The sequence below is a fragment of the Collinsella sp. genome, from assembly GCF_052346665.1.
Classification (GTDB): domain Bacteria; phylum Actinomycetota; class Coriobacteriia; order Coriobacteriales; family Coriobacteriaceae; genus Collinsella.
This window is the reverse complement of the sequence record NZ_DAWDUX010000029.1, coordinates 4,317-30,473: the sequence shown is the minus strand read 5'-3', so window position 1 is coordinate 30,473 and position 26,157 is coordinate 4,317. Positions and strand designations below refer to the sequence as shown.

Sequence of the window (26,157 nt, the reverse complement as noted above, 5' to 3'; positions counted from 1 at the left end):
GAGTGCATTCGCTACGAGGCCGCCGGCGACCTGTTCTGTGTGTGCCTTCAGCACGAGATCGATCACCTGCACGGCAAGACGATGTTCGAGCGCCTGCTCCCCAAGCAGCGCATGCATGCTATGAAGCAGTATCAAGAGGCGCTTGCTCGTGGCGCAAAGCCGGGCGAGACGGAGTAGCCATGCGCGTCGTCTTTATGGGTACGCCTGCCTTCGCCGTGCCTTCGCTTCGCAAGCTCGCCGCCGCCCACGATGTCGCCTTGGTGCTCACGCGTCCGGACGCCGTGCGCTCGCGCGGCAAGAAGCTCGAGCCGTCGCCGGTCAAGGAGGCCGCGCTCGGGCTTGGCTTGCCCGTGATGGAGGCCAATCGCATGACGCCCGAGGTGCTCGACGCCCTGCGCGCTGCCGAGGCCGACATTTTTTGTGTTGCCGCCTACGGCTGCATCCTGCCCGATGAGGTGCTCACCATGGCCCCTCACGGCTGCGTGAACGTTCACGCCTCGCTGCTTCCGCGTTGGCGCGGTGCGGCTCCCATCCAGCGTTCCATCCTGGAGGGTGATGCCGAGACCGGCGTGTCCATCATGCGTATCGGCCACGGCGTGGACACGGGCGCGTATTGCGCTCAGGCGAGCTGCCCGGTCCCGGGCAAGTCCGCTGATGAGTTGACGGCCGAGTTGGCCGAGCTCGGCGGCGAACTGCTGGTGAGCACGCTTCCCGCCATCGCGGACGGTTCGGCCGTCTGGACCGAGCAGGATGAGTCGCTCGTGACGCATGCCGCAAAGATCGTCAAGGCGGAGTTGCGCCTCGATCCCACTGTGAGTGCCCAGAGTAACGAGCGTCGTGTGCTGGCATCTTCCGATGCGGCACCCGCACGCTGCATCGTTGCCGGTAAGCCGGTGCGCATCATGCGTGCCGCCGTCGCGAGCCACGCACCCTGCCTGACAGGAGGTGTGTGTTTCATGAGCGATAAGCGCTTATCGCTCGCATGTGCCGACGACGTTCTCGAGGTCACCTCTATCAAGCCCGACGGCAAGCGCGAAATGGACGCTGCGTCTTTCTGCGCGGGCATACGAGAGGAGACCGCCGGGTGGGGCAAACTCGCCTAGGCGGTTTACGGGGTGTGTTAGGGGGGGCGTACCCCAATGGCGCGCGAAATTGACACAGTTGTGGACGTACCCCAATTGCACCATTGGGGTTGGAGATAAGGAGGAGAGATGGCACGGCTGTCACCGGCGCGACGCGTTGCGCTGACCGTATTGAGCGAAGCCGAGCGAACGGGTCGCTACGCCCGCGAGCTCCTGCCGCATGCCGCCGAGGCAGCCGCGCTCGATCCTCGTGACGCCGCGTTTGCCTTGCGTCTCGCTTTGGGAGCAACGGCCACCGCCGGATGTCTTGACGATGCTCTTGCCCCTCATATCACGAAACCAAAAGCGCTCGAGCCTTCTGTTCGCATGGCCCTACGCATCTCCGCCTTTGAGTCCCTGTATCTCAATACCGCGCCCGAGGTCGTGGTGAGTCAGGGCGTTGAGCTCGTTCGGAGCGTCTCGCGCGGAGCCGCCGGACTCGCCAACGCCGTGTTGAGGCGCGTGTGCGAGAACCGACTCTCTTTTCTGAGCGCCGAGGACGTTGCCGAGGATCATCGCGAGACGGTAGCCCGCGCGCGCCGTGCCGGACTGCCCGTGTGGCTCGTGCGCAGGATCGTGGACTCCCTGGGTGAAGCTGACGCGCAGGATGTGCTGAATACCCAACTTGAGCCGGCGCCCATATCCGTACACGTGAACCCGCTGCGCACCGATGCCGTGGCGGAAGCGCTTGAGGAGGACGGTGCCACCGCGTTGGGCCTTCCTGGTGCCATGCGCGTCGACCGTGTGGGAGCTCTCGTTCGTGCCGGCGCCTTTGACCGGGGTGATCTGGTGGCCTCTGACTACTACGCACAGCTGATCGCGGCTGTCGCCACCCGTGAGGGGACATGCTTGGAGATCGGTGCGGGGCGTGGCACCAAGACCTTCATGATGATGGCTCATGCCAAACGGCGTGACTTGGACCATGATCACCTCGCGCTCGACTTGTACGAGGGCAAATGCCAGGCGAACTCCCTGCGCGTGGATCGATCCGGCCTAGGCGAGATACGTTTTGTCGCCGGCGATGCGACCGATTTGGATGCCTGTTTGGCCGTGTTGGACAAAGAGTATCGCCATGCTGCTAGATTCGACACCGTGTTTGTCGACGCGCCGTGCTCGGGTACCGGCACCATGCGTCGCCATGGCGAGATTCCCTGGCGCCTCACGCCGCAGGAGTGTGATCGCGACCTGCCTAAGCTGCAGCTCGCCATACTCCGCGCCGCCGCAGACCGCGTGGCGCCCCACGGGGAGCTTATCTACGCCACTTGCTCGGTGCTGCGGGCCGAGAACATCGGGGTCGTGACCGCGTTTTTGGCCTCGCCGGAAGGGGAGGGCTTTGTACCCGTCTCGGTGTCCGACGCTCTGCGCGACGCGGGAAGTGCGTACGCAGCGGCAGCGCACGATCTCGCCGTATGCGAAAATGCTGACGGGCTATTCCAGAGCCATCCCACTCGCGATGGATTCGATGGCCACTTCTGTGCGCGCTTTGTCCGGAAGTAGCCCTGGCAACCTCAATTACGTATCTGTACTTAATTGAGGTCAACTTTCGCGTCTTGTCTTACGCGTGCGGGCAATTCTCGCAGGCGCAGCCGGAGGAGCTGGGCTCTGGCGCGCTCGTGGCCGGAGTTGCCGACCCGCCGTTGCGTTGGTCGGTGTTGTAGAAGCCCGACCCTTCGAACTTGATGCCGCTTGCGCTGAAGACCTTGTCGGCCATGCCGCCGCATGCGGGACAGGCGACCGCGGGATGTTCGGTCATGCCGTGCTCAACCTCGAATACATTGCCACATGCGCTGCAGCGATAGTCGTAACGTGCCATTATTCTCACCCAAATCTCTCAAAGGCGCCCGCCGGTCTAAGCCTGGCGGGCGCAAAACGTGTACGCGGGATACTTTACCCCATCATGCCCACGATGTCCGAGTCTGCAGTTCAAGACATCCATAAATCGCACGCGCACGATATGCCAAAGGAGGGTCGAGGCGCATACCAGCGGTGTGAAGAGCGTGCCGAGGGCGGGCTCTAGATACCCCCCCCTGGCCAAATGCGCATCCGAAGCGGCGCGGCGCAGGATCACCCGGCAAAGCGCCCCGTCTCGTTCATGACGATGGCCATGGGTTGCTCGTTTTCTACGAGGTCCGCCTCATCTGCCTGCCAGCTCCAGTTGCCCTCGGCGGTGCCGGGTACGTTCATGCGAGCCTCGTCGCCCAACCGCAGCACGTCCTGGATCTGCATCATAACCACGTCGGCATTGCTGCCGAGCGCTTGGTTCAAGATCTCGGTGGCGATGTAGCGCGAACCCTCCACGCTTCCGTCCGAGCAGAACGAGCGTCGGCAGAAGCCCACGAGGGTCGAAGTGTCATGCGTGGAGATGTAGAGCACCTTCTCCTTGTGCGGGTGAATACCCTGGCGCACGTCGTAGTCGGCGAACTCGAGCACGTCCATGCCGGGGAAGCCCGTGCTTGCCAGAAGGCCGCGCACGCCGGGTGTGAGGATGCCCAAATCCTCGGCAATGAGCGGCAATGGCCCCATTTCCTCGTAAGCGCGCTCGAACAGGTCGATGCCGGGACCGGGCATCCACTGGCCGTCCGCGCCGGTACCGCCGGCGGGGATGCCGAAGTAATTGTGGAAGCCAACGAAGTGGTCCAGACGCACGCGGTCATACAGCTTGAAGCTGCGACGCAGGCGCGCGAGCCACCATACGTAGCCGTCGGCCTTCATGGCGTCCCAGCGGTAGGTGGGGTTGCCCCACACTTGTCCGGTGGCGGAGAAGCGGTCGGGTGGGACGCCGGCGATCTCGTAGGGCATCCCGTCCTTGCCTAGACTGAACATATCGGGTTCGCTCCAGGCGTCGGCTGAGTCGTCAGCCACGTACATGGGGATATCGCCGATGATCTGGATGCCGTGCTCGTTGGCATACGTGCGCATCTCGGCCCACTCGCGCTCAAATCGGAATTGGGCGAAGGCGTGGAAGCGAGCGCGATCGGAGAAGCGCTGATCGGCGAAGATGGAAACGTTGTAGCGCCTCAGCTCGGCCGGCCATGTATGCCAGGAGGTGCCGCCCAGCGCATCTTTGACGGCCATGAAGGCGCAGTACGGATCGAGCCAGCTCTCGTTCTCCAAGGCGAAGTCAAAGAACTCCCTGCTCGTGAATCCGCCTTGAGATTTGAACTGCTTGTAGGCATGAGCGAGCTCGACGGCGGACTCCTCCAGCAGGTTCGCGTTGCCCGCGAAGGCCGAGGGGCCGGCGTAGGGCGAACCGAAGGCGTCGGTGGGGTTTACCGGCAGGACCTGCCAATAGCGCATGCCCATGGTCGAGAGGTGGTCGATGAAGCGCCGCGCGGGGGCACCCAGCGTGCCGGAACGTCCGCCCGTGTTGGGAATCGAGGTGATGTGCGCCACCACGCCTGCGCCGCGGTCGAGCGGCTTTTGCAGGCGTTTCGTGCGGTGCGCATACACCAAGGAGCTGCCGAGCGGCCACAAGCGCACTTCGGCGCAGCCGTCTTGCCCGCGCTCGAGGTCCGCGCCCGAGATAAGGTCCACGGCGCCGTCGTTTTCCACCGGCACGCGCACCGAGCGCGTATTGGAAAGGCTATGGTTGATGAGTAGCGAGACCACCTGGCCGTCGGCACCGCGGCGTTTCACGCACAGCACGTCATCGTTGAAGGCGAAACTATCGAGCGTGCCGTCGATCAAAAACGGCAGTGCACGTCGCAGCATCGAAGTGTTGCGCACCATGGTGAGCATGTCGCGATCGCGCGCATCCTCGGGCGTGGGCAGCGTGCGGCGGTTGCCGGGGTCGGAGAGGCCCTCAAGGCCGTATTCGTCGCCGTAGTAGATGGAGGGGACGCCGGGAAACGTCATTTGCATGAGCGTGGCAAGCCAGAAACGCCCCTTGGCGAGGCCCATCGAGTTCTCGTCTAAGCGGAAGCGTCCGCGCTCCTCCTCGGGCAGTTGAGACTCGTCGGGGCCGCCACCCAGCACGGAGGCGATGCGCGGCTTGTCGTGGCTGCCGAGCAGGTTGAGGCAGCAGGAGAGCGCCTCAGGCGGGTAGTTCTCGCGGAGGGTCTCTAGGCGCTCGGCGCATTGATGCGCGGTCTCACCTCCCACAAGGAAGCCAAGGATGGCGTCGCGCAGTGGGTAGTTCATGGCCGAGTCGAGCTCATCGCCCAGCAAGTAGCGGCGCAACTCACTGTAGCTCACCTTGTTCGAGGCGTCCTCCCACACTTCGCCCAGCAGCAGGCCATCGGGGCACTCTTCGAGCAGTGCGCTCTTAATCTCTGCGATGAGTTCATCGGACAGTTCATCGGCAACGTCGAGGCGCCAGCCGCGCGCGCCGGCGCGCAGCCATGTGCGAATCACGCCGTCCTTGCCGAGCAAGAGATTGCGCACGTGTTCGGATTGCTCGTTGAGGGCGGGCATATTATCGATGCCCCACCATGAGTCGTATGTGCCATCCTCGTGCCAGCAGTAGGCGTCGCGCCAGGGCGAATCCTCGCTTTGCCACGCGCCCGTGCCGGGGTAGTTTCCAAAACGGTTGAAGTAGATGGAATCGTCGCCCGTGTGATTGAACACGCCATCGAGGATAAGCGAGATGCCCATGGCCGCAGCGTCTTCGGCAAGGCGGCGGAAGTCCTCCTTTGTGCCGAGCATCGGGTCGATGTTGAGGTAGTCGCCCGTGTCGTAGCGGTGGTTGCTCAGCGCCTCGAATATCGGGTTGAGGTAGATGGCAGTGATGCCCATGCCCTTAAGGCGCGGCAGGTCTTCCCTGATGCCTTCAAGGGAGCCGCCGTAAAAGTCCCAGCTGCGAATCGACTTGTCCTCATTGCGGTCATAGACGGGAGGTTCCTCCCAGCGTTCGACCAGATGCTTGCCAGGTCCTTTGCGCGGTTTGGCAACGACTGCCTGCGCGCGCTCGCGCCACTTGGCGTCGCGGCGGTAGCGATCGGGGAAGATCTGATATACCATGCCCCGTTCGTACCACGAGGGGCGGTGCTCGCGGTGCTTGTATACGGTGATTTGGAAGGACGGAACGTCATTGCGGTCGGTGTACATCACGCCTTGACCGCCCGTTGAACCATCGCGGGCGCCCACGCGCACCTGGGCGCCATCAGAGGTGGTGACGATGAAGCTGTACCAGATGAGGCACGGCTCATGGCAGGGAATATCGGCGACGAGCGTGTTGTTGTCGCCGAGAGTCATGGGGATGAGCGCTTCGCCTCGGCCATCGACCCAGGTGCGGACTTCACCCTTGAGGAAGCTCGCATCTGCCTCCTCGACGCTGAGGGAGATGTGGACGGTCGTACCGACGCAAACGGCACCGAAGGGAACGCGGTGCTCTGAGCGGCGGGAGTTGTGAATCAGCTTCATGAAGGTAACCGTTGGGGATTCGGGAATAATGCGCGTACATTATACAGGTAGGAGGGGTCGTCTGGAATTGCGAGCGGCGCGGTCGGCGTGTGCTGGGCGCAAGGCCAGGGGCATTGGACGGGGGGCGTTGTTGTGCCGGTGATGCCGCGAATGGGACGCGCGGCGAAGCAATAAATAGTGAGCCGGATGAAATCCGGCTCACTTGCTCGTGGAGTTGCAAGGGGGGCATTAAGGCTACTTCTTGCTCCCACGGCGCGTCGCCTTGGGAACGGTCTTCATGGTCGGCTGGGAGGCCGGTTTTGCCGTGGTGGCAGCTGCGGCGGGTTTGGTCGCAGCAGTGGTTGTTGCCGGCTTGGCGGTGGTTGCCTTAGTCACAGTGGCGGCTGCGGCGGACGTGGTAGTGGCAGGCTTGGCCGCAGGGGCTGCCGCAGCCGACTTGGCCGCCGTCTTGGTCGCAGTGACCTTTGGGGCCGCGGATGTGGTGGCGCTGGCCTTCGAGGTGGCAGGCTTTGCTGCTGCCGCCTTTGTCGAAGCGGTCTTGGGGGTTGCTGCCCTCGTCTTGGCAGTCTTGGCAGCTGTTGCTTTGGCGACAGGTGCCTTCGTTTCGGCCGTCTTGGTGTTTGCCGTCGTCTTTGCAGCGGTGGTCGCCTTGGCAGTCGGGGTCTTGGTCGCCGGTGCCTTTGCGGGGGTGGTCGTCTTGGCGGCGGCGCTCGCTTTGGCAGCAGCGGCCTTGGTCGTCGTGGTCTTCTTGGTCGCTGTGGACTTGGTCGCGGCGGTCTTGGACGCGGCCGGCTTAGCGGCGGCCTTGCGTGTGGTGGCCTTCTTCGCCGGAGCGGGTTTCTCGGCAGACTCCTTCTTCACTTCCGTCTTGGGTTCAGCATCGGTCTCGACGGCGGGGGAGAGCTCCTGCTTGGGCTTTTCGACAACTTCGGACTGTGGCTGCGGCATCGGGATCTCGGGATGCAGGTTGTGATAGAGGGCGATGTAGGCGTCGGCGGAGCGCTTCCAGCTAAAGTCCGCCTTCATGGCGTTTTCGACCAAGCCGTTGAAGGCATCACGGTTATCCCAGAACAGGCGGGCGGCGCGGAAGACGGCGTCAGCCATTTCGTCACCGTTGAAGTGGGTAAACGAGAAGCCGGTGCCCTCCCCGGTGTACTGGTTGTACGGGATGACCGTGTCTTTGAGGCCACCCGTCTCGCGTACGATGGGAAGCGTGCCGTAGCGCATGGCGATCATCTGCGATAAGCCACAGGGCTCGAACAGCGACGGCATGAGGAAGAGGTCGGCTCCGGCGTACATGCGCTGCGAGAGCGCGGGGTCGAATTGGATGCGCGCCGCCATAGTGCCGGGGTACTTGCCCTCAAAATAGCGCAGGGCGTTCTCGTACTCGGTGTCGCCGGTGCCCAGAACCGCGACCTGGACGCCGCCAGAGAGGATACGATCGAGAGCGTAGGTTACGAGGTCCATGCCCTTCTGGCGCGTGAGACGCGTGACCATGACCATGAGCGGACGGTCGTCGCGTACCTCAAGGCCGAGCTCCTGCTGTAGGCGTGCCTTGCACTCCGCCTTGCCGGCACGGTCCTGAACGGAGTAGTTCGCGGCGATGCGCGGATCGGTCGTGGGATCGAAGGCGGTGGTGTCGATGCCGTTGACAATGCCCTGCAGGATGGGGGCGCGGCGGCGCAGGATGCCGTCGAGGTGCTCGCCGAAATCAGGAGTCTTGATCTCCTCGGCGTAGGTGGGGGAGACCGTGGTGATGGCGTCGGTGTAGTTGAGCGCACCCTGCATGTAGTTGACTGCGTCCGGCCCGCAGGTGAGCTGGAAGGCGGCGGCGGGGATGTGTGCGAGGCCGAGGATGTCGTTCAGGACCTTGGCGCTGTACTGGCCCTGGAAAGCGATGTTGTGGATGGAGAAGACGGTCTTCACGTTCTGGTACAGGGGCAGCGCCTGGTAGAACTCGCGCAGGAACACGGGAGCCATGGCGGTATGCCAGTCATTGCAGTGCAGCACGTCGCAGGTGAAGTTGTCGAGTGTGTGCGGAAGGTATTGCAGCGCCTCGACGATCGCCTTGGAGAAGTAGGCAAAGCGCTCTCCGTCGTCAAAGAAGCCGTAGGGGTAGCCGCGGCTGAAATAGCGCTCGTTGTCGACGAACAAGTAGTCGACGCCCTCATGATTGAGGCGTTCGAGGCCACAGTACTCGTTGCGCCATCCCAAGGGCACGTAGAAATCGCACAGGTGCTCCATGCGGTCCTTGTATTCCTGGGCGATCGTGTCGTACCTGGGGACGAAGACGACGACGTCGGCGCCGGCGGCTTTGAGGGCATGGGGCAGGGAGCCCGCGACATCGCCCAGGCCGCCCGTCTTCACGAAGGGCGCCGCCTCGGCGCTGGCGAAGGCGATGTGCAGCTTGGATGGGGTGGTATCGGACATGGGGTAACCAATCTCCTTGATGTGTGCTAGCGCGGGGTCAAAGGCGCCCGTGCGGATACGCCGCCCGGGGGTGAATCCTCAAGGCGGCGTATCCATGGTAACGCTTCTGTGCGCTCAGCGCGTGTTGCGTGTTTTGCGGGGTTGTTAATTCTCGAGTGCGACCTTGGGAACTACGAGGACGTTGTCGGGAGTGCCGGTCATGACGGTACCCGCCTCGATGACGTTGTTCTTGTCCACGATCGCGTTCTCCACGCGGGCGCCGCGTTTGATGACGCAGCCCTGCATGATGATCGAGTTGGCCACGTAGGCACCACTCTCCACCACGACGTCACGGGAGAGGGTGGAGCCGCGCACGGTGCCGTCGATGCGGCAACCGGCGGAGATGAAGGAGTTCGTGGCGTTGGACCCGGAGCTGTACTTTGCCGGCGGGGTGTCGTGCGCCTTGGTCATGACCGGACGGCTGTGGGTGAACAGCTGGTGCATGACGTCAGGGTTGAGCATCTCCATGCTGCGACGGTAGTAGGTCTCCTCGTTGAACATGCCGACGGCGAGACCCTTGAACTCATAGGTGCACACGTCGATGCGACTGAAGTCCGGGCGGATGGCGTCGAACAGGTCGAGGTAGTCGAGCGTCTCATACTCCTCGCAGATCTGCAGGAGCAGATCGCGGTTGATGATGAAGCAGTCGAGGAACTCGTTCTCGCCGTAGGCGCAGCCAGAGCCGAGGTCGGTCACGCGGCCGTTGTCGTCGATATCGAGCTTCATGACATCGCCGATCTGGCGATCCGCCTTCTTATAGATCATGGTCACGCCCGAGCCGCTACGCTCATGAGCGTCGATGACATCGGAGAGATCCATGTTGAAGACGATGTTCGTGGCACTCATGACCACATAGGGCTCAGAGGCACGCTGGAACAGCATCTTGTTCGTGTTGATGTCGCGCAGAAGGAAGCGAATGCCCTTCTTTGCGGTGCCGTAGGCGCTGCCCTGCAGCAGGAACAAGCCGCCCTTCTTGCGATCGAGCTCCCACTCTCGACCGCTTCCAAGGTGGTCGACGAGGCTGCGGTAGTTGCCGGGCAGCACGACGCCCACGGTGCGGATGCCCGCGTTCATCATGTTGGAGAGCGGGAAGTCGATAAGACGATAGCGGCCCATGAACGGGACGGATGCGAGCGGGCGGCTCTCGAGCAGGGCGCTGTGCTGCTTGCTTGTATAGTTGGCAGTGATATAGCCGATGGCCTTACGGTTGATCATCGGATCATTCCCCCCTTCCGATGACGACGTCGTTTCCAACGACGGCGGTGTCCTTAGTCATGTCGACGCTTCCGAGCTTGACGCCCTCTTCCACGATGGCGTTCTCGCCCAAAATGGCACGCACCACATGTGCTCCGTCCTTCACGACGGCGCCGGGCAGCAGCACCGAGTCTTCGACGATGGCGCGCTCGCCAACGATGCAGTCGGTGGAAAGGATCGAGTGGCGCGCGGTGCCGTAGACGCGGCATCCGTTCGAAACGAGGCAGTCGTCCACGCGGCCGTCGGGGCCGATGAAGTGCGGCGGACGAGTGGAGTCGTTGTTCATGACCGGGAAGGTCTTGTCGAATAGGTCGAACTCGGGGTTCTCGCCCAGCAGGTCCATCGAGGTCTCGTGGAAGCTCGCGATCGTGCCGACGTCTTTCCAGAATCCGTGGAACTCATAGGTGTACAGGCGCTTGCCTTCGCCGAGCAGCTTCGGGATGATGTCGTTACCAAAGTCATGGCTGGAACGCTGGTCGACGGCGTCCTCCTCGAGGGCCTTTACCAGAACGTCCGTCGAGAAGATGTAGATGCCCATGGAGGCGAGGTTCGAGTCGGGCACCTCGGGCTTTTCAGTGAACTTCTCGATGCGCCCATCGTCCGGGTTGGCGGTGATGATGCCGAAGCGACTGGCCTCCTCCCACGGGACGGGCTTGACCGAGACGGTGAGGTCGGCGCCATGCTCGATATGGCTCTCGAGCATCTTGCGGTAGTCCATGCGATACAGGTGGTCGCCTGAGAGGATGAGCACGTACTTGGGGTCATGACCCTTGATGTAGTCGAGGTTCTGCGTGATCGCGTCTGCTGTTCCCGCGTACCACGCACCGCCGTCTTGGGTGGCGTAGGGGGGCAGAATCGAAACGCCCGCTCCATGTTCCGCCAGATCCCATGCGCGCCCGGAGCCCACATACTCATGCAGCTGATAGGGGCGATACTGCGTGAGGACGCCGACGGTGTCGATGCCAGAGTTGGCGCAGTTCGACAAAGAGAAGTCGATAATGCGGAACTTGCCACCGAAGCTGACGGCGGGCTTGGCAATCTTCGAGGTGAGCGCCATCAACCTGCTGCCCTGTCCTCCTGCGAGGAGCATCGCGATGCATTCTTTGCTTGCCATCAATTTCTCCCTTAAAGTCCGATGGGATGTATAGATGTCTAAGCGGGAAATCGGGACCGGTGGCAGCTTTCCCGTGCTCGCCGCCACCGTTGCATTCCTGGAATTCCGGCTGCGTTCCGGTGCGACCTACCTCCTTTACGCGTGCCAGATCTCGTCACGATACTCGCGAATGGTGCGATCGGACGAGAACCAGCCGGACATCGCAGTATTGTGCAGGGCTCTCCTGTTCCAATCCTGCGCATTGGGATACGTAGCGGTGAGGGCCTCCCAAGTATCCACGTAGGAGTGGAAATCCTTGAGGACCAGGTCGTAGTCGTTGTTGAGCATGACCTCGTGGTGGATACTCTCGAAGTTGCCGGAAAGGGCGGCAAAGGTGCCATCGGTGAGCTCCTCGATGATGCGTCCCAGTCGAGTGCGATCGGAATTCACGATATCCCAGGCGAAATACTGGCCATTCGCGCGAAGCTCGTCGACCTCGGGTGTGGTGAGTCCAAAGATCGCCTCGTTCTCTCGACCAGCGAGGTCGACGATCTCGATATTGGCGCCGTCCATGGTCCCGAGGGTGATGGCGCCGTTCATCATGAGCTTCATGTTCGAGGTGCCCGAGGCCTCCTTGCCCGCAGTGGAAATCTGCTCGGAGATCTCGGCGGCAGGGTAGATCAACTGAGCGTTGGATACACGGAAGTTGGGGATGAAGCAGACTTTCATGATGTCGTTGACGCGGGGATCGTTGTTCACCACGTTGGCGACCCCGTTGATGAGGCGGATGACCTCCTTGGCGAAGGTGTAGCTCGACGCCGCCTTACCGGAGAAGATGAAGGTGGTGGGTTGGATCTTGAAATTGGGATCCGCCAGACGGCGGTTATAGAGATCCATCACCTTCATGATGTTCAACAGCTGGCGCTTGTATGCATGGAAGCGCTTGACCTGGACATCGAAGATGGTGTTCGGGTCAATGACGAGCCCGCACTCGCGTTTGACGTACTCCGCGAGACGAATCTTGTTCGCGCGCTTGGAGGCGCCGACGCGCTCGAGGAAGGAGGCATCACCTTCGAAGTCGGTGAGCTTTTCAAGTTCGGAGGCGTCATCGAGCCAGGCATCGCCGATCGCCTCGCTGACGAGTTTCGCGTAGGTGGGGTTTGCTTCGGCGAAGAAGCGGCGGTGGCAGATACCATTGGTCTTGTTGTTGAATATCGCGGGCTTGAGGGCGGCAAAATCCTTGAGCGTGCTCGCCTTGAGGATATCGGTGTGGATCTTCGCCACGCCGTTGACCGAGTGGCTGCAGATGACCGAAAGGTTGGCCATACGCACCTCTCCGTCCCACAGGACGGCGGTGGCACGCAGGCGCTCTGCGCTTTCAGGCTGAGACATGTCAAAACCTTCGCGCCAACGACGATTGATCTCATCGATGATCTGGTAGACGCGCGGCAGTAGAACGGAGAACGTGGAGATGGGCCACTTTTCAAGTGCCTCGGGAAGGATCGTGTGGTTGGTGTAGGACACCGTGCTGGTCACGATATCCCATGCCTCATCCCAGCTGAGGCCCTTTTCATCCATGAGGATGCGCATGAGTTCGGGGCCGCACATGGCGGGGTGCGTGTCGTTGGTGTGGATGGCGACGTAGCGGGGCAGTTCATCCCAAGCGTCACCATGCTCGCGCTCAAAGGTGTCGAGAAGCGTGCGGATACCAGCCGCGACAAACAGGTACTCCTGCTTGAGGCGAAGTAGGCGGCCGTGCTCACCGGCATCATTGGGGTACAAAATGGCGGAAATTGCCTCGGCGTTGGCGCGGTCGCGGTCGGCACCCGTGTAATCGCCGGCGTTGAAGGCTTCAAGATCGAAGTGCACGTCGATGGGCTCTGCGCTCCAGCAGCGCAGTTTGTTCACCGTCTTTCCGCCGTAGCCGGCGATCGGGATGTCGTAGGGGACGGCAAGGACGTCCTGGGTGTCCTCAACGGAATAGATCAGACGGTCACCTTCTTGACGAGAGACGACGTGCCCGCCAAAGCCGATGCGAACCGCCTTGTCCGGGCGCTTGACCTCCCATGGATAGCCCTTGGAGAGCCACTCATCGGCGACTTCCACCTGGCGTCCGTCAACGATCTCCTGCTTGAACAGGCCGTAGCGGTAGCGCATGCCGTTACCGTAGCCCGCGATGCCCTCGTGTGCCATGGAGTCGAGGAAGCAGGCGGCGAGACGGCCGAGGCCGCCGTTGCCGAGCGCCGGGTCGGGTTCCTGGTGCTCGATCTCATCGAGGTCGCCGCCCATGTCAGCGATCGCCTCGGCGACGAGGTCGCGGATGCCAAGGTTGAGCAGGTAGTTGTCGAGAAGGCGGCCGATGAGGAACTCGATCGAGAAATAATAGACGCGCTTCTTCCCCTCTATGCGATTGCGCTCGTCGGTCTGGGCGGCGATGACGCGCGAATCGCCTGCGATCATCTTGGCGAGAGCGGTGAACCGGTCGATATCGCTCGTGTCCTCAAATTCCTTGCCAGAAAGAGCGCGCACATGCTGGCGATACTGCTCGGCGAATTCTTCTTTGCTTTGGTAGATCTTATCCATGGTTTCCTTTCGGGTTCGGGTTGGGTACGGGTATCCATTCCGCGCAGTCGACCCGGCGCGTGGAAGGCTATTCGCGTAGGCTTCTAGTCGGGTTATTTGATGATCTTCGCACGCGATGACGCCGGCTTTTTAGTTCCGCGTGTTTGTTTCTTTGTACTTTTGGACGTAACCTTTAGTGGTTTGGGTGGTTTGTAGGAAGAGGTGCGGCGGCGTCGGTACACCAATCCGGCAAGGCCGGGGACGCCGATCTCAATCGACGTGTCGCGCATGTTCCAGGGCTCGGGCTTGGACGATGCCATCTCGATGACCGGGAATCCGGAACCGCCGTATGCGGGGTCGTCGGTGTTGAACACGAGCTCCCAATCGCCCTCGCGCGGGGTGCCGACGCGATACGTCTCATAGGAGGCAGGGTCGAAATTGATGAGCACGAGCAGGTCGTCGGCGGGTTTGTCACCGTGGCGGACGAAGCTCACGATGGATTGATCCGAGTTGTCAGCATCGATCCATTCGAAGCCCTGCTCACTGTAGGCGTTCTGCCATAGGCCACGCTGCGACGTGTACAGGTGGTTGAGAGCCTCGATAAAGCGCTGCTGAGCGCCGTGAGTAGCGTCGAAGTCCTTAGCGAGGAACCATTCGATGGCCTCGTAGTAGCGCCATTCGATTTGTTGGCCGATCTCGTTGCCCATGAAGTTGAGCTTGGCACCGGGATGGGTCATCTGATAGAAGGCAAGCGTACGCAGGCCCGCGAAGCGGCGCCAGTCGTCACCAGGCATGCGGCCTATCAACGAACATTTTCCGTTTACCACTTCGTCGTGGGAAAGGGGCAGTACGAAGTTCTCGGAGAAGGCGTACATGATGGAGAACGTGAGCAGGCTGTGGTTTCCCGGACGCCAAGGGAAGTCGCACTGCATGTAGTGAAGGGTATCGTTCATCCACCCCATATCCCATTTGAGGTGGAATCCCAATCCGCCGTCTTCGGCGGGGTACGTGACGAGGGGCCATGCGGTGGACTCTTCGGCGATCATCATGACATCGGGGAACTCGCGCCCCACCGCGCAATTCACCTGGCGGATGAACGCCGATGCATCGAGGTCCTCTTCGGTGCCGTACTTGTTGAACTTCTTATCTGCAGGGTTGTCGACGCCGAAGTTGAGGTAGAGCATGCTCGAGACGCCATCCATGCGGATGCCGTCGACATGGAACTGTTCGATCCAGAACAGGACGTTCGACACGAGGAAACTGCGCACCTCGGGGCGGCCGAAATCGAACTTGTGGGTTCCCCAATTAGGGTGGACCTCACGTTCAAAGAGCATGTGGCCGTTAAACGTCGCAAGACCTTCGGCGTTTGCGCAGAAACCGCCCGGTACCCAATCAAGAATGACACCGATGCCCGCCTTGTGGCAGGCGTCGACGAAGTGCATCAGCTGTTGTGGTGTGCCGTAGCGTGAGGTGGCGGCATAGTACCCGGTGGCTTGATAACCCCATGAGCCGTCAAAGGGGTGCTCCATGAGGGGCATGACCTCGATATGCGTGTAGCCCATCTTGGAGACGTACGCTACAAGCTCATCGGAGAGGTCGTCATACGTGTAATAGGTGCCTCGTTGAGCGGGGAACGGATCGCCGGGACCAGGCCAGGTGCCATCTTCGCGAGGCTCTCCCTGAGGTTCGTTTCCGTGGCGCTTCCAACTGCCCAGGTGCACCTCGTAGATGTTGAGGGGGCTCTTCATGATGTCGCGCTCCGAGCGGCGGCGCAGCCAAGTAGTGTCCTTCCAGGCGTAGCCGGAGATGTCCCAGAGCTTAGAAGCCGTTCCGGGGCAGGTTTCTGCAAGGAACCCGAAAGGGTCGGCCTTCCACAGGAGTTCGCCCTCGTCGGTCTCGATGGCATATTTGTAGAGGTCGCCGGGTTGGAGACCGGGAACGAAGGCCTTCCAGATGTCGCTGTTGTCGGCGCGGGTGAGTGGCGTTGAAAGGGGATCCCAGCCATTGAAATCGCCCACGAGATGCACGCTTGCGACCTGCGGTGCCCATACGCGGAACAGCCAGCCTTCCACGCCATCCTGGATATCCCTGTGCGCACCCATTTTCTCCCAAGCGCGTTGCCACGTACCGTTCGAGAAGAGAAAAATGTCGTCGCTCGTGAGCATGAGGGAGGGTCGGTCGTCCTTGGTGCGCGAGGGGCGTGCCTTGTTGGGGGCATTGGATTTGGTTTTCGAGGGTGTCGATGTTGCAGCCATCTGAACCTCTCCATCGTATATGCGGCGTTCTGCCGTGGACCAACGAAAACGTCTCGGGCTCTCGGCATACGCAAATCTGTAGGTGAGGACGCAGATGGCTCTGCGTTCGTCCACACACTACGGCGTATGTGGAACCATCGACATTCTTACCGTACCACTTGCTCATCATAAAGTGGACAAAAATACCGTCACTGGCGCGATTCGACCTCTGGATGAAACAGGTAAAATCTTCCTTGACAGACGCCGTAAGAGCGTTAAGGAAATGATGGGTTGCATAATATGCCGTTTTGTCGCCCTTTGGGCGCCGTCGGTGGGGGTGTTCAATGGGAGTACGGTTTGCGTCGAAGGTCATTGATGACTTGTTTCCGTACACGCTGATTGTTGGCGGTTCTCCGGAGGCAACAGGGGCTGAAATGCTGGCAAGTCTCGCGCAGTCATGCGCGCACGTCGTCGCCGTCGACCGTGGCCTCGATTCCCTCATCTCAGCTCATGTCCCCTGCGACCTGTTTTGCGGCGATGCCGACTCGGTGTCCTCGTTTGGACGAGATCAAGTACAGGCGGCTTTGTCAGGCGCGGAAAGCCTGGTTGGCGAAGTCGAACGGTATGACCCGTATAAGGACTATACCGACTTGTCCCTCGCCCTTCGCGCTGTGGAGTGTCGTTGGGGTTACGCCCCCATTCTCTGCACGTGCCTGTCTGGTGGCCGGACTGATCACGCGCTCGCGGCTCTTGGCTGTGTTGCCAGGTGGAAAGCGCCTATCGCTTGGATAGAAGACGCGTATTCCGCTCGCTTGCTCAAGGCGGGAGATTCTTGGGCTTTAGACGAATGCGAGGGCTCTACGTTTTCATTCGTGCCTCTGAGCCCCTCTGCGAGCGTCTCGGAAGAGGGGATGGAGTGGACACTGGACCATCGTCGTGTACAGCTCCTTGAGGATATTGGAATATCAAATGTTCTTCACGCAGGGGCTCGCATCATCTGCCACGAGGGCCTTATAGCCGCCTACCTCATCCGCTGACGTTGGATGACGTTTTTGGGTTGGTTTCGTCGACATCGACATAGGCAAAAGGGTCCCCGAGCAAGCTCGGAGACCCTTGGTTTGACGCTGTATGCGAAGGTGGTTGGGCTTTAGCCCTGGTAATCCACAACGTCGATCCAGCTCATGAGGAACTCGTCATTGACATCGGTGCGCTTGCGAGAGAGCTCGGCTGCGGCAACGATGGACATCCACTGGCGGACGACCTGCATGGGCACATCGGCGCGATCACAGTAGAGCTCGAGGTAGGCATCGGCCTGCTGCTTGTCGGTGAGCGCGAAGAGCAGGTAGGTCATAGCGGCATCGGCTGCAGGAGAGCCCTGGGTGGCATGGGCCCAGTCGCAGACATAGAGCTGACCGTCCTCAGCGACGATAACGTTGCTGGGGTTGAAGTCGCCGTGGCAGATCTGGAACTCCTTCTTCATGCCATCGAGACGCTCCATGAGGTTGTAGCGCGTGGTGGCGTTGATGTGGGGAAGGCCGTTGATCATGCGGGCGTACTTGTCGCGCTGGCGGTTGAGCAGCGGGGAGCGGTTGGCGTGGATCTCGACCTGAAGATCGACGAACTGCTCCAGATACTCGTAGAACTTGGAGGGCTCGGCGGCCATCTTGTCGGCAAGCGTGACGCCGGGAACCTTCTCGGTGAGAAGCGCCCAACCAGTGCCCTCGACCTCGGAAACTTCGAGAGGCTTGGGAGTGCGGATGCCGGACTCGGAGATGCGGGCGAGGTTCAGGGCCTCGTTGAACACATCGGATGCAGGCTTGTTGGCGTTGAACACCTTGGCGATCTTGTCGCCGAGGTCGTAGACCTTCTTGTTGGAGTGCTCGACGAGCACGGTCTTGGACTCGGGAAGAATCATGGCGCTACCGTCCTTTCTCATAGGTCTTGCACCATCGTAGAACGCCTGGGGCGCCGCTCGGCCGAGAATGGCGCGAGCGGCGTAAATCGGGCGGGAAACGGACGGGTCTACAGGACGGCGTAGTCCTGGGGCTCGCGACCGTAGAAGGCGTCAAGGTAGAGCTCCTTGATTTCGCTCATGAGCGGGTAGCGCGGGTTAGCGCCGGTGCACTGGTCGTTGAACGCCTGCTCGACCATATCGTCGAGGGTCTCGAGGAAGTAGGCCTCGTCGACGCCGTAGTCGGCGATGGTCTTCTTGACGCCGATGAAGTCCTTGAGCTCCTCGAGCTTGGCCACGAAGTTCTCGAAGACCTCGGCATCATCCTTGCCCTCGATGCCGCAGTAGCGGGCCATCTCGGCGTATGCTGCAAGCGCGTTGGGGTAGGGGTACTGGGAGAAGGTGCCCATCTTCACCGGGGACTCGGCGGCGTTGTAGCGCATGACGCGGGTCAGGATGACGGCGTTGGCGATGCCGTGGGGCAGGTGATGGAACGCGCCCAGCTTGTGAGCCATGGAGTGGTTGAGGCCCAGGAAGGCGTTGGCGAAGGCCATGCCGGCCATGCAGGAAGCGTTGTGCATCTCCTCGCGGGCGTGCGGGTCCTTGGCACCGTTCTCGAAGCTGGAGGGCAGGTTCTCGAAGACGAGCTTGGCCGCCTTCATGGAGAGACCCTTGGTGTAGTCGGAGGCCATGATGGAGACGTAGGACTCGATGGCGTGAGTCATGACGTCGATGCCGGAAGCGGCAGTGAGGCCGCGGGGTGCGGTCATGGCGTTGTCGACGTCGACGATGGCCATGTTCGGCAGCAGCGCGTAGTCGGCGAGCGGCCACTTGATGCCGGTGTCCTTGTCGGTGATGATGGCGAACGGGGTGCACTCGGAGCCGGTGCCCGAGGAGGTCGGGATGGCGACAAAGTATGCCTTCTCGCCCATCTTGGGGAAGGTGAAGACGCGCTTGCGGATATCCATGAAGTCCATGGCCATATCCTCGAAGTTGCACTCGGGGTGCTCGTACATCATCCACATGATCTTGCCGGCGTCCATGGCGGAGCCGCCGCCGACGGCGATGATGACGTCCGGCTCGAAGAGCGCCATCTGGGCGGCACCACGGCGTGCGCACTGCAGGGACGGGTCGGGCTCGACGTCGTAGAAGCAGTCGTGGGCGATGCCCATCTCGTCGAGCTTGGCCTCGATGGCGCGGGTGTTGCCGTTCTTGAAGAGGAACTGGTCGGTGACGATGAAGGCGCGCTTCTTGCCCATCACGGTGCCGATCTCGTCGAGCGCGACCGGCGTGGAGCCCTTCTTGAAGTACACCTTCTCGGGAGCACGGAACCACAGCATGTTCTCGCGGCGCTCTGCCACGGTCTTGACGTTCAGCAAGTGCTTCACCCCAACATTCTCGGAGACGGAGTTGCCACCCCAGGAGCCGCAGCCCAGCGTGAGGGACGGCTTCATGCCGAAGTTGTACAGGTCACCGATGCCGCCCTGGGAGGACGGGGTGTTGATGACGATGCGGCAGGCCTTCATGGTGTCCTCGAACAGGGCGATCTTCTCGGCCTGCGCAGGGTGCACGTAGAGGGAGGCTGTGTGGCCGGGGCCACCGGCGAGCACGAGGTGCTCGGCCTTGTCGACGGCCTCCTGGAAGGACTTGGCCTTGTACATGGCGAGGACGGGGGAGAGCTTCTCGTGAGAGAACTCCTCCTTCTCGGGGTCGGTGGAGGTGACCTCGGCGATCAGGATCTTGGTCTTGGCGGGAACCTCGATGCCGGCGAGCTCGGCGATCTTGGCGGCGGGCATGCCGGGGATGCGGTGGTCGAGCGCTCCGTTCTTGAACATGGCGCCACGCAGGGCCTCCATCTCGGCGCCCTTCTTGACGAAGTAGCAGCCGCGACGGGCGAACTCGTCCTTGACCTCCTTGTAGATGGACTCAAGAACGGTCACGGACTGCTCGGAAGCGCAGATCATGCCGTTGTCGAAGGTCTTGGAGTGAATGATGGAGTTGACGGCGAGCTTGATGTCGGCGGTGTCGTCGATGATGACGGGGGTGTTGCCGGCGCCGACGCCCAGGGCGGGCTTGCCGGAGGAGTAGGCGGCCTTCACCATTCCGGGGCCACCGGTGGCCAGGATGATGTCGACATCGGCCATGACCTTATTGGTAAGGTCGATGGAGGGGACGTCGACCCAGCCGATGATGCCCTCGGGCGCGCCGGCCTTGACTGCGGCCTCCAGGACGAGCTTGGCTGCGGCGATGGTGCACTTGGCGGCCGCCGGGTGCGGGGAGATGATGATGGCGTTGCGGGTCTTCAGGCAGATAAGGCACTTGAAGATCGCGGTGGACGTGGGGTTGGTGGTGGGGATGACCGCACCCACGATGCCGATGGGCTCGGCAATCTTGGTGATGCCGTAGGCATCGTCGCGCTCGATGACGCCGCAGGTCTTGGTGTCCTTGTACGCGTTGTAGATGTACTCGGCGGCGTAGTGGTTCTTGATGACCTTGTCCTCGAGAACACCGCGGCCAGTCTCCTCGACGGCCATCTTGGCCAGCGGGATGCGGGCCTTGTTGGCTGCCATCGCGGCCTCGTAGAAGATCTTGTCTACCTGCTCCTGGGAGTAGGTAGCAAAAATCCCCTGGGCCTCGCGCATAAGCTCGAGCTTGGCCTCAAGGGATTCGATCGAATCTACGACTTCGGGGGCGGCGGCAACGGTAGGTTTCTTCGCCATACTGCTCTCTCCTTTACGAGAAGCGGGTTTACCCAACGACTTGTACTGTAGCGTAATGAAGCGTTCCAATAACGTGAATGGTAGAAATTGAGCCGTAAACGGTCGAATGAAACGCTTCAATTGCGGTGGAAGACAAGATTTGTGGTGAGCACGTGTCAGAATTGTGATGATCGAAACGCTTCAAATAGTATGATGCACTTCAACATGTGCACGGAAGGTGCGACGTAGGAGGAAGCGACTTCTCGTGAGAAAGAAAGGCGCCCCGGGATTCCGGAGCGCCTGATGCTTGCAAGCAAACGTTTGTCCAAAGAGGGGAGTGCTTAGGAGCGAGCCACCTTCTGGGCCTTGAGGCAGCTGGTGCACACGTTCATCTTGCGACGCACGCCGTTGACGACAACGTAGACGCGCTGGATGTTGGGACGGAACTTACGATTGGAGACGCGGTGGGAGTGGCTGATGGAGCGACCAGCAACAGGGTGCTTACCGCAGATTTCGCAAACTTTGGACATGTCAGTGACCCTTCTTAGGCGACCCGATTCGAGGTCGCGTGAACAAACAGCAATGAACTATACCATAGGAGGCGTCTTATGTGGGAAATCTTCACATAGGACAAATTCTGCGCCGCTATTACGACTCCGCAACCGGTCGATGGCATCTTAGCGGCAATGACTGACTCCTAATCGGTGCACTTACGAGTGCAATCTCTAATACACGATCCATTGCTCCATGCCTTGTCTTCGTCTAAGGATTGCCCAGTTGTGAGTGCGCATCAACTTGGCAATCAAACAGTCTCCTGCACGTAACAGAGTCATTTGTTATAGGTTACACGGGAATTGGCAATCTTTTCGTACGGCATATAAGTTCTACCGTCTAGCGATATGAAGATCAGCCCATCTTCATTGCTGGTATATGCAACATGGATTGTCGCATAAGGTTCACCGTCGTCGCTAGTCAACAGGTATATGTTCGGGTCACCAGTATTTGAAGTAACACCTTTTGTATAGCTGTCCTCTTCCGTTCGAGCCGCCCATGTTGTGAATTCCGTGTTATCGCTTCTTTCGAAGTATATGGATTGGCTCAAAGAGGATTCGTAAGCAAATGTTCCGGTTATATCAAAGCCTTCTTCCATTCTGTGGCACAGTTGACTTCTGGCATGCTTTTCGCCAATATACAACACCATTCCAATGGTCAGACATACCACGAGCGCTACAACGATGATTTGGAGAACGTGCTTTCTCATGCCGGGCTCCATTTCTGAAGGTGACATGATTTACGCGTTAACTACTTTGAAGTCACGTCCAGTGACTTCAGGATACGAGTGCAGGTGCGCGTAGACGCTTCTATTTCCATAGGCATCGATATAGTACGTGGTGTATGGTGTTGATGCATATTCAATATTTGCTTTTACCTTTTTTCGTCCCCCAGCAGGGATATTAACGATTATGCCAGGTGAACTTACGGCGCGAGCAAACGACATTGACACCCCAACAGCTCCGCCAAATGACAAGGGGAAGCTAAATGAGACTCCAACTGATGGCCCTCCTGTGAGTTCGACGTAGATGGAGCCTCCATTAGAGAAACTGTATCCATTCGCGGGTTGCCCACCTACAAATTGATACCCACTATTTGCATAGGTTACCGGGCCGTAAACATTCTCGTAGTAGGGGCGTCCACGGGCTGCTTTCGAATTACCAATGCTTTCGTTAAGCGACTGAATTAACTTATCCCCTTCCTTTTTTGCCTGCTCAAATATAACGGCCTCAAGTTCAGACCTAGCCAGATTGGCATGACCCTTAACGACAGCCAAACGACGGGAGTTGTTCGATGCCGAAGGAAGCGGAGCGTCCGATGCGTAGAGCGTGTCTGGAATAAGCATTGAGCCTGAAATGAGCCCCGCCGCCGCCAGCACCGATCTCCGTGTCAAGCTTGCTTCCCGAACGTTGACGTTCATAGTTACTCCCTTCCATTCCGAAGCAATTGGGCGCGCCTCTCTTATTACAAAACTACCCACTAAAAATGCGGCCTAACTACTCGATTTCGCCAATCGGCGAATGGAGGGTAGCTCGGGGCAATCGGCATACTCCATCTCTGTACAAATATCGTCGTTCACCCGCTTGCAGTAATTATGTTTCGACCGTACGCGGTGGGAAGAGATATACAATATTCCGATATGAATGCTCAGACCGCCTCTCTTGGAGTGCGTGCGGAAGGAGAATCCCATGACTGAACCGATCGCCGGGACCTTGAACGTCTCGAACGAGGTTATTGCCGATATCGCCGGCTACGCCGCCATGTCTTGCTACGGTGTGGTGGGTATGGCCGAGCAGCTGCAAGGCGCCGAAAGCGTGCGTCTGCTTGCCGGTCAACGCCTGCGCAAGGGTGTGTTGGTCACCGCCTCCGAGGATGGGCTCACGGTCGACCTCCATGTGGTCATCGAGGCCGGAGTCAACATGCGTTCCGTCAGCGAGAACCTCGCGAGTTCGGTCTCGTTCACTCTATCGGAGATCGCGCAGATCGATCCGGCCCAGCTCAAGATCGCCATCCACATCGACGGGATGAAATCCCGCCTCTAAGGTGCGCATTGTTCGCACAGACCTGCATTCACGAGACGAAAGTACCAGTAGAGATGATTGCAAAGACCATTCGCACCTGTTTTCCCATCGCGGTCGCGGCTGTCGCCGACAAGGCCGAGGAGATCAATAAGCTCAACGTGTTTCCCGTGCCCGACGGCGATACGGGCACCAATATGTCCCTTACGCTCCAATCTGTCGTTAAGGAGCTCGCGGCGCTTCCGGTCGACGCCGATATGGAGGTCATCGCCGGTGCCATCACCCATGGCTCCCTGATGGGGGCCCGCGGCAATTCCGGTGTCATTACTTCGCAGATTCTTCGCGGTGTCGCTGAGGGACTACACGATGCCGGAGAGCCCGTCGATGCTTCTGACATCGCCTCCGCATTCCGTCGTGCCGTCAAGGTTGCCTTCCAGGCCGTGCGCAAGCCTATTGAGGGCACGATCCTGACCGTCCTGCGGGATGTCTCCACTAAGGCGGACGAGTGCGAGAAGCGTCGTCTGTCCGTTGAAGAGACCCTCGATGCTCTGGTGGTCGAGGCCTATCAATCCGTCGCCCGTACGCCTGACCTGCTGCCCGTGCTCAAGGAGAACGGCGTGGTGGACTCGGGTGCGTTCGGCTTCGCGATCTTCCTCGAGAATTTCGTTGCCGCCGCCCTTGGGCGTACATCTAAAATCGAGGATTTTTCCGCGACCTTCGATGCTGATTCCGCCCGCGCCGGCGCCCTCGATCGCGTGAAGATCGAGGCGAACGACGACTGGGAGGGCTCCGAGTTCCGGTATTGCAACGAATTCCTCTTCAAGGCCGAGAAGCCCTTTGATGAGGATGAGGCTCTCAAGTTCCTCGGCTCCATGGGCGATTGCGAGCTCCTGGTGGGTGCCTATCCCGACTACAAGGTCCATGTCCATTCCAACACTCCGAACCTCGTGCTCGAGCACATGCTCCAGTTTGGCCAGATCTACGAGGTCTTCATCCATAACATGGACCTTGAGGTCGCCGAACGCACGGCGAAGATTCACGCCGACCAGGACGGTGCCGCCGAGCCCGCAAAGCCCCTTGGCTTCGTTGCCGTCGCCGCCGGGTCCGGCGAGGCGGAGATCCTCGAGTCCCTCGGCGTGGATGTCGTCGTTTCCGGTGGGCAGACGATGAACCCCTCCACCGCGGATCTGCTTGATGCCGTGGCGCGCGTGAATGCCGAGGCGGTCATCATCCTTCCTAACAACGGCAACATCCGCATGGCGGCGGAAGCTGCTGCAAGTGCGTGTGCGGACAAGAAGGTCTACGTCGTTCCCACCAAGACCGTTCCCCAGGCGTTCTCTGCGCTGTTCGCCGTCATGCCCGACGCTCCGGTCGAGGAGGTCGTCGAGGCCATGACCGAGGCTAAGTCCGAGGTTCGAGACGGTGAGGTCACCCGCGCGGTTCGCGACAGCCAGGCATCTGACGGTACGCCCATCCAAGACGGTGACGTCATGGGCATCATCTGCGATTCCATCGACATCGTCGGGTCTGACGTCAAGCAGGTCACGCTCGATTGCATCAACCGTATGATGGACGATGAAGAGGGCGACGGCCTGACCATCCTTGCCGGCGAGGAGCTTGACGATGAGGCCTTCCAGGAGATTATCGATGCCATTGAGGAGGCCCAACCCGACCTCGAGATCGACGCCCATCGCGGCGAGCAGCCGTTGTATCCGATCATCTTCTCCATCGAGTAGGCTTCATAGGAGATGGCAGACGTTTGCACCGTGTCGCGGGTCTCGGCCCGTCTTGCACGGACCTGTTCTGTGTCTGAGGACATCTCACGTTTGAAATATGTCTCGGGTGCGAGAGAGGAGGCCCTTCGCAGGCTCGGTATCGAGCGGGTGGGGGACCTCCTTCTACATATTCCGTTCAGGTATCTCGATTTCACTCATGCATTGTCCATTGAGATGGCACCGATCGGTGAGGTCTCCACGATTGTGGGCACCGTGGATTCCGTCGCCAACCGCCCCACTTCCAAGCGCGGTATGATCGTGACCGAGGTGTTCCTCGTCGATGCCTCGGGCGTCCTCAAGATCGCGTTTTTCAAACAACCTTGGATCGCGCGGGAGTTTGCGGTGGGGGATCGTGTGGCGGTTATCGGCAAAGTCGAGTTCGCCTATGGATTCAAGCAGATGACGTCGCCGCAGTACGAGCGGATTGAGGACGGGGGCGCGCAGGGTGCCATCCTCCCTGTGCATCGTGTTTGCGACGGCGTCTCTCAAGCCTGGATGCGCCGCTTGACATCGGTGGCCTTGGAGCGTGTCGGCGTCTTTTGCGATCCGGTTCCCGTTGGGTTGCGTGCGCGGCGTCGCCTGATGTCGCTCTCGCGCGCGGTGCGCTGCGCCCATTTTCCTCGCATCGTGCCGGAAGTCGACCTCGCTCGTCGCAGGTTTTCCTACGATGAGCTGCTCTATTTACAGTTGGCCCTGCGTCTGCGCAACGATACCAACCTTTTGGGCGTCCGCTCCATTCCGCATCTTGTGGGCGAGCATGTCGCGGCCGTGCGCGCAGCGCTTCCCTTTGAGCTTTCGAGCGAGCAAGACGTGGCGGTCAACGAGATCTTGGACGATATGGCGCGGGGCGATCGCGTGATGAATCGGCTCTTGCTCGGCGATGTGGGAACGGGCAAGACCGCCGTTGCGTGCTGTGCGCTCGGAGCCGTTGCCGACTCGGGCACCCAGGCGTGCGTCATGGCGCCCACGAGCGTCCTCGCTCGTCAATATGCCGTCAAGAGCGGACCTATCTTGGAGCGCGCTGGAATATCGTGGGGCCTCCTTACCGGCTCCACGCCCGCCGATGAG

Annotated in this window: 19 protein-coding genes; 7 read left to right on the top strand and 12 right to left on the bottom strand. The window is 60.5% G+C overall.

All coding sequences use genetic code 11. The annotated features are described in order from the left end of the window. The 3 genes from ACT8II_RS06565 to ACT8II_RS06555 form a co-directional block, all read left to right on the top strand. A partial coding sequence (locus tag ACT8II_RS06565; RefSeq protein WP_443813426.1) for a peptide deformylase occupies positions 1-177 on the top strand: 177 nt, incomplete at its 5' end. A 2-nt stretch (positions 178-179) separates the two neighbouring features. Continuing rightward, entirely contained in the window at positions 180-1,103 is a 924-nt protein-coding gene (fmt, locus tag ACT8II_RS06560; RefSeq protein ID WP_443813423.1) for a methionyl-tRNA formyltransferase, read from the top strand. Between the two features lie 108 nt (positions 1,104-1,211). Next, positions 1,212-2,618, top strand: a complete 1,407-nt coding sequence (locus tag ACT8II_RS06555; protein ID WP_443813421.1) for an RsmB/NOP family class I SAM-dependent RNA methyltransferase — start codon at positions 1,212-1,214, stop codon at positions 2,616-2,618. Positions 2,619-2,676: 58 nt separating this feature from the next. Here the strand turns inward: ACT8II_RS06555 and ACT8II_RS06550 are convergent, their stop codons facing one another. The 7 genes from ACT8II_RS06550 to glgB form a co-directional block, all read right to left on the bottom strand. Next, complete coding sequence (locus ACT8II_RS06550) at positions 2,677-2,934, bottom strand: FmdB family zinc ribbon protein (RefSeq protein WP_302742591.1); 258 nt, start codon at positions 2,932-2,934, stop codon at positions 2,677-2,679. Positions 2,935-3,185: 251 nt separating this feature from the next. Beyond that, positions 3,186-6,482: a 4-alpha-glucanotransferase gene (locus ACT8II_RS06545; protein ID WP_443813419.1), complete on the bottom strand. Its 3,297-nt coding sequence runs from the start codon at positions 6,480-6,482 to the stop codon at positions 3,186-3,188. Between the two features lie 234 nt (positions 6,483-6,716). Further along, positions 6,717-8,912 carry a glycogen synthase GlgA gene (gene glgA, locus ACT8II_RS06540; protein ID WP_443813417.1) on the bottom strand — a complete coding sequence of 732 codons (2,196 nt, stop codon included), beginning with the start codon at positions 8,910-8,912 and terminating at the stop codon, positions 6,717-6,719. A gap of 144 nt (positions 8,913-9,056) precedes the next feature. Next, entirely contained in the window at positions 9,057-10,166 is a 1,110-nt protein-coding gene (gene glgD, locus ACT8II_RS06535) for a glucose-1-phosphate adenylyltransferase subunit GlgD (RefSeq protein WP_294123377.1), read from the bottom strand. Between the two features lie 4 nt (positions 10,167-10,170). Beyond that, the gene (locus ACT8II_RS06530) at positions 10,171-11,319 is read right to left on the bottom strand and encodes a glucose-1-phosphate adenylyltransferase (RefSeq protein WP_443813414.1); all 1,149 of its coding nucleotides are present in this window, start codon (positions 11,317-11,319) and stop codon (positions 10,171-10,173) included. Positions 11,320-11,454: 135 nt separating this feature from the next. Next, positions 11,455-13,881 (bottom strand): glycogen/starch/alpha-glucan phosphorylase, encoded by a 2,427-nt coding sequence (locus ACT8II_RS06525; protein ID WP_443813412.1) that lies wholly within the window; start codon positions 13,879-13,881, stop codon positions 11,455-11,457. Positions 13,882-13,973: 92 nt separating this feature from the next. Further along, entirely contained in the window at positions 13,974-16,025 is a 2,052-nt protein-coding gene (gene glgB, locus ACT8II_RS06520) for a 1,4-alpha-glucan branching protein GlgB (RefSeq protein WP_304292489.1), read from the bottom strand. 413 nt (positions 16,026-16,438) lie between these two features. Between glgB and ACT8II_RS06515 the strand changes: the two genes are divergently transcribed. Further along, entirely contained in the window at positions 16,439-17,131 is a 693-nt protein-coding gene (locus tag ACT8II_RS06515; RefSeq protein WP_330005561.1) for a thiamine diphosphokinase, read from the top strand. Positions 17,132-17,241: 110 nt separating this feature from the next. Here ACT8II_RS06515 and ACT8II_RS06510 read toward each other — a convergent pair whose 3' ends face one another. The 5 genes from ACT8II_RS06510 to ACT8II_RS06490 form a co-directional block, all read right to left on the bottom strand. After that, positions 17,242-18,009 carry a phosphotransferase family protein gene (locus ACT8II_RS06510; protein ID WP_294123428.1) on the bottom strand — a complete coding sequence of 256 codons (768 nt, stop codon included), beginning with the start codon at positions 18,007-18,009 and terminating at the stop codon, positions 17,242-17,244. Positions 18,010-18,116: 107 nt separating this feature from the next. Beyond that, a complete protein-coding gene (gene adhE / locus ACT8II_RS06505; RefSeq protein ID WP_443813410.1) occupies positions 18,117-20,765 on the bottom strand; it encodes a bifunctional acetaldehyde-CoA/alcohol dehydrogenase in 2,649 nt (882 codons plus the stop codon). A 320-nt stretch (positions 20,766-21,085) separates the two neighbouring features. After that, entirely contained in the window at positions 21,086-21,274 is a 189-nt protein-coding gene (gene rpmB, locus ACT8II_RS06500) for a 50S ribosomal protein L28 (RefSeq protein ID WP_006721280.1), read from the bottom strand. A 299-nt stretch (positions 21,275-21,573) separates the two neighbouring features. After that, the gene (locus ACT8II_RS06495; RefSeq protein WP_443813408.1) at positions 21,574-22,005 is read right to left on the bottom strand and encodes a hypothetical protein; all 432 of its coding nucleotides are present in this window, start codon (positions 22,003-22,005) and stop codon (positions 21,574-21,576) included. A 30-nt stretch (positions 22,006-22,035) separates the two neighbouring features. After that, a complete protein-coding gene (locus tag ACT8II_RS06490; RefSeq protein ID WP_147352845.1) occupies positions 22,036-22,716 on the bottom strand; it encodes a hypothetical protein in 681 nt (226 codons plus the stop codon). Between the two features lie 268 nt (positions 22,717-22,984). Here ACT8II_RS06490 and ACT8II_RS06485 point away from each other — a divergent pair, with 268 nt between their 5' ends. From ACT8II_RS06485 to ACT8II_RS06475, 3 genes are all read left to right on the top strand, one after another. Further along, a complete protein-coding gene (locus ACT8II_RS06485; protein ID WP_199588904.1) occupies positions 22,985-23,338 on the top strand; it encodes an Asp23/Gls24 family envelope stress response protein in 354 nt (117 codons plus the stop codon). A 53-nt stretch (positions 23,339-23,391) separates the two neighbouring features. Then, complete coding sequence (locus ACT8II_RS06480) at positions 23,392-25,050, top strand: DAK2 domain-containing protein (RefSeq protein ID WP_443813406.1); 1,659 nt, start codon at positions 23,392-23,394, stop codon at positions 25,048-25,050. A 12-nt stretch (positions 25,051-25,062) separates the two neighbouring features. After that, a partial coding sequence (locus ACT8II_RS06475; RefSeq protein WP_443813404.1) for a DEAD/DEAH box helicase occupies positions 25,063-26,157 on the top strand: 1,095 nt, incomplete at its 3' end.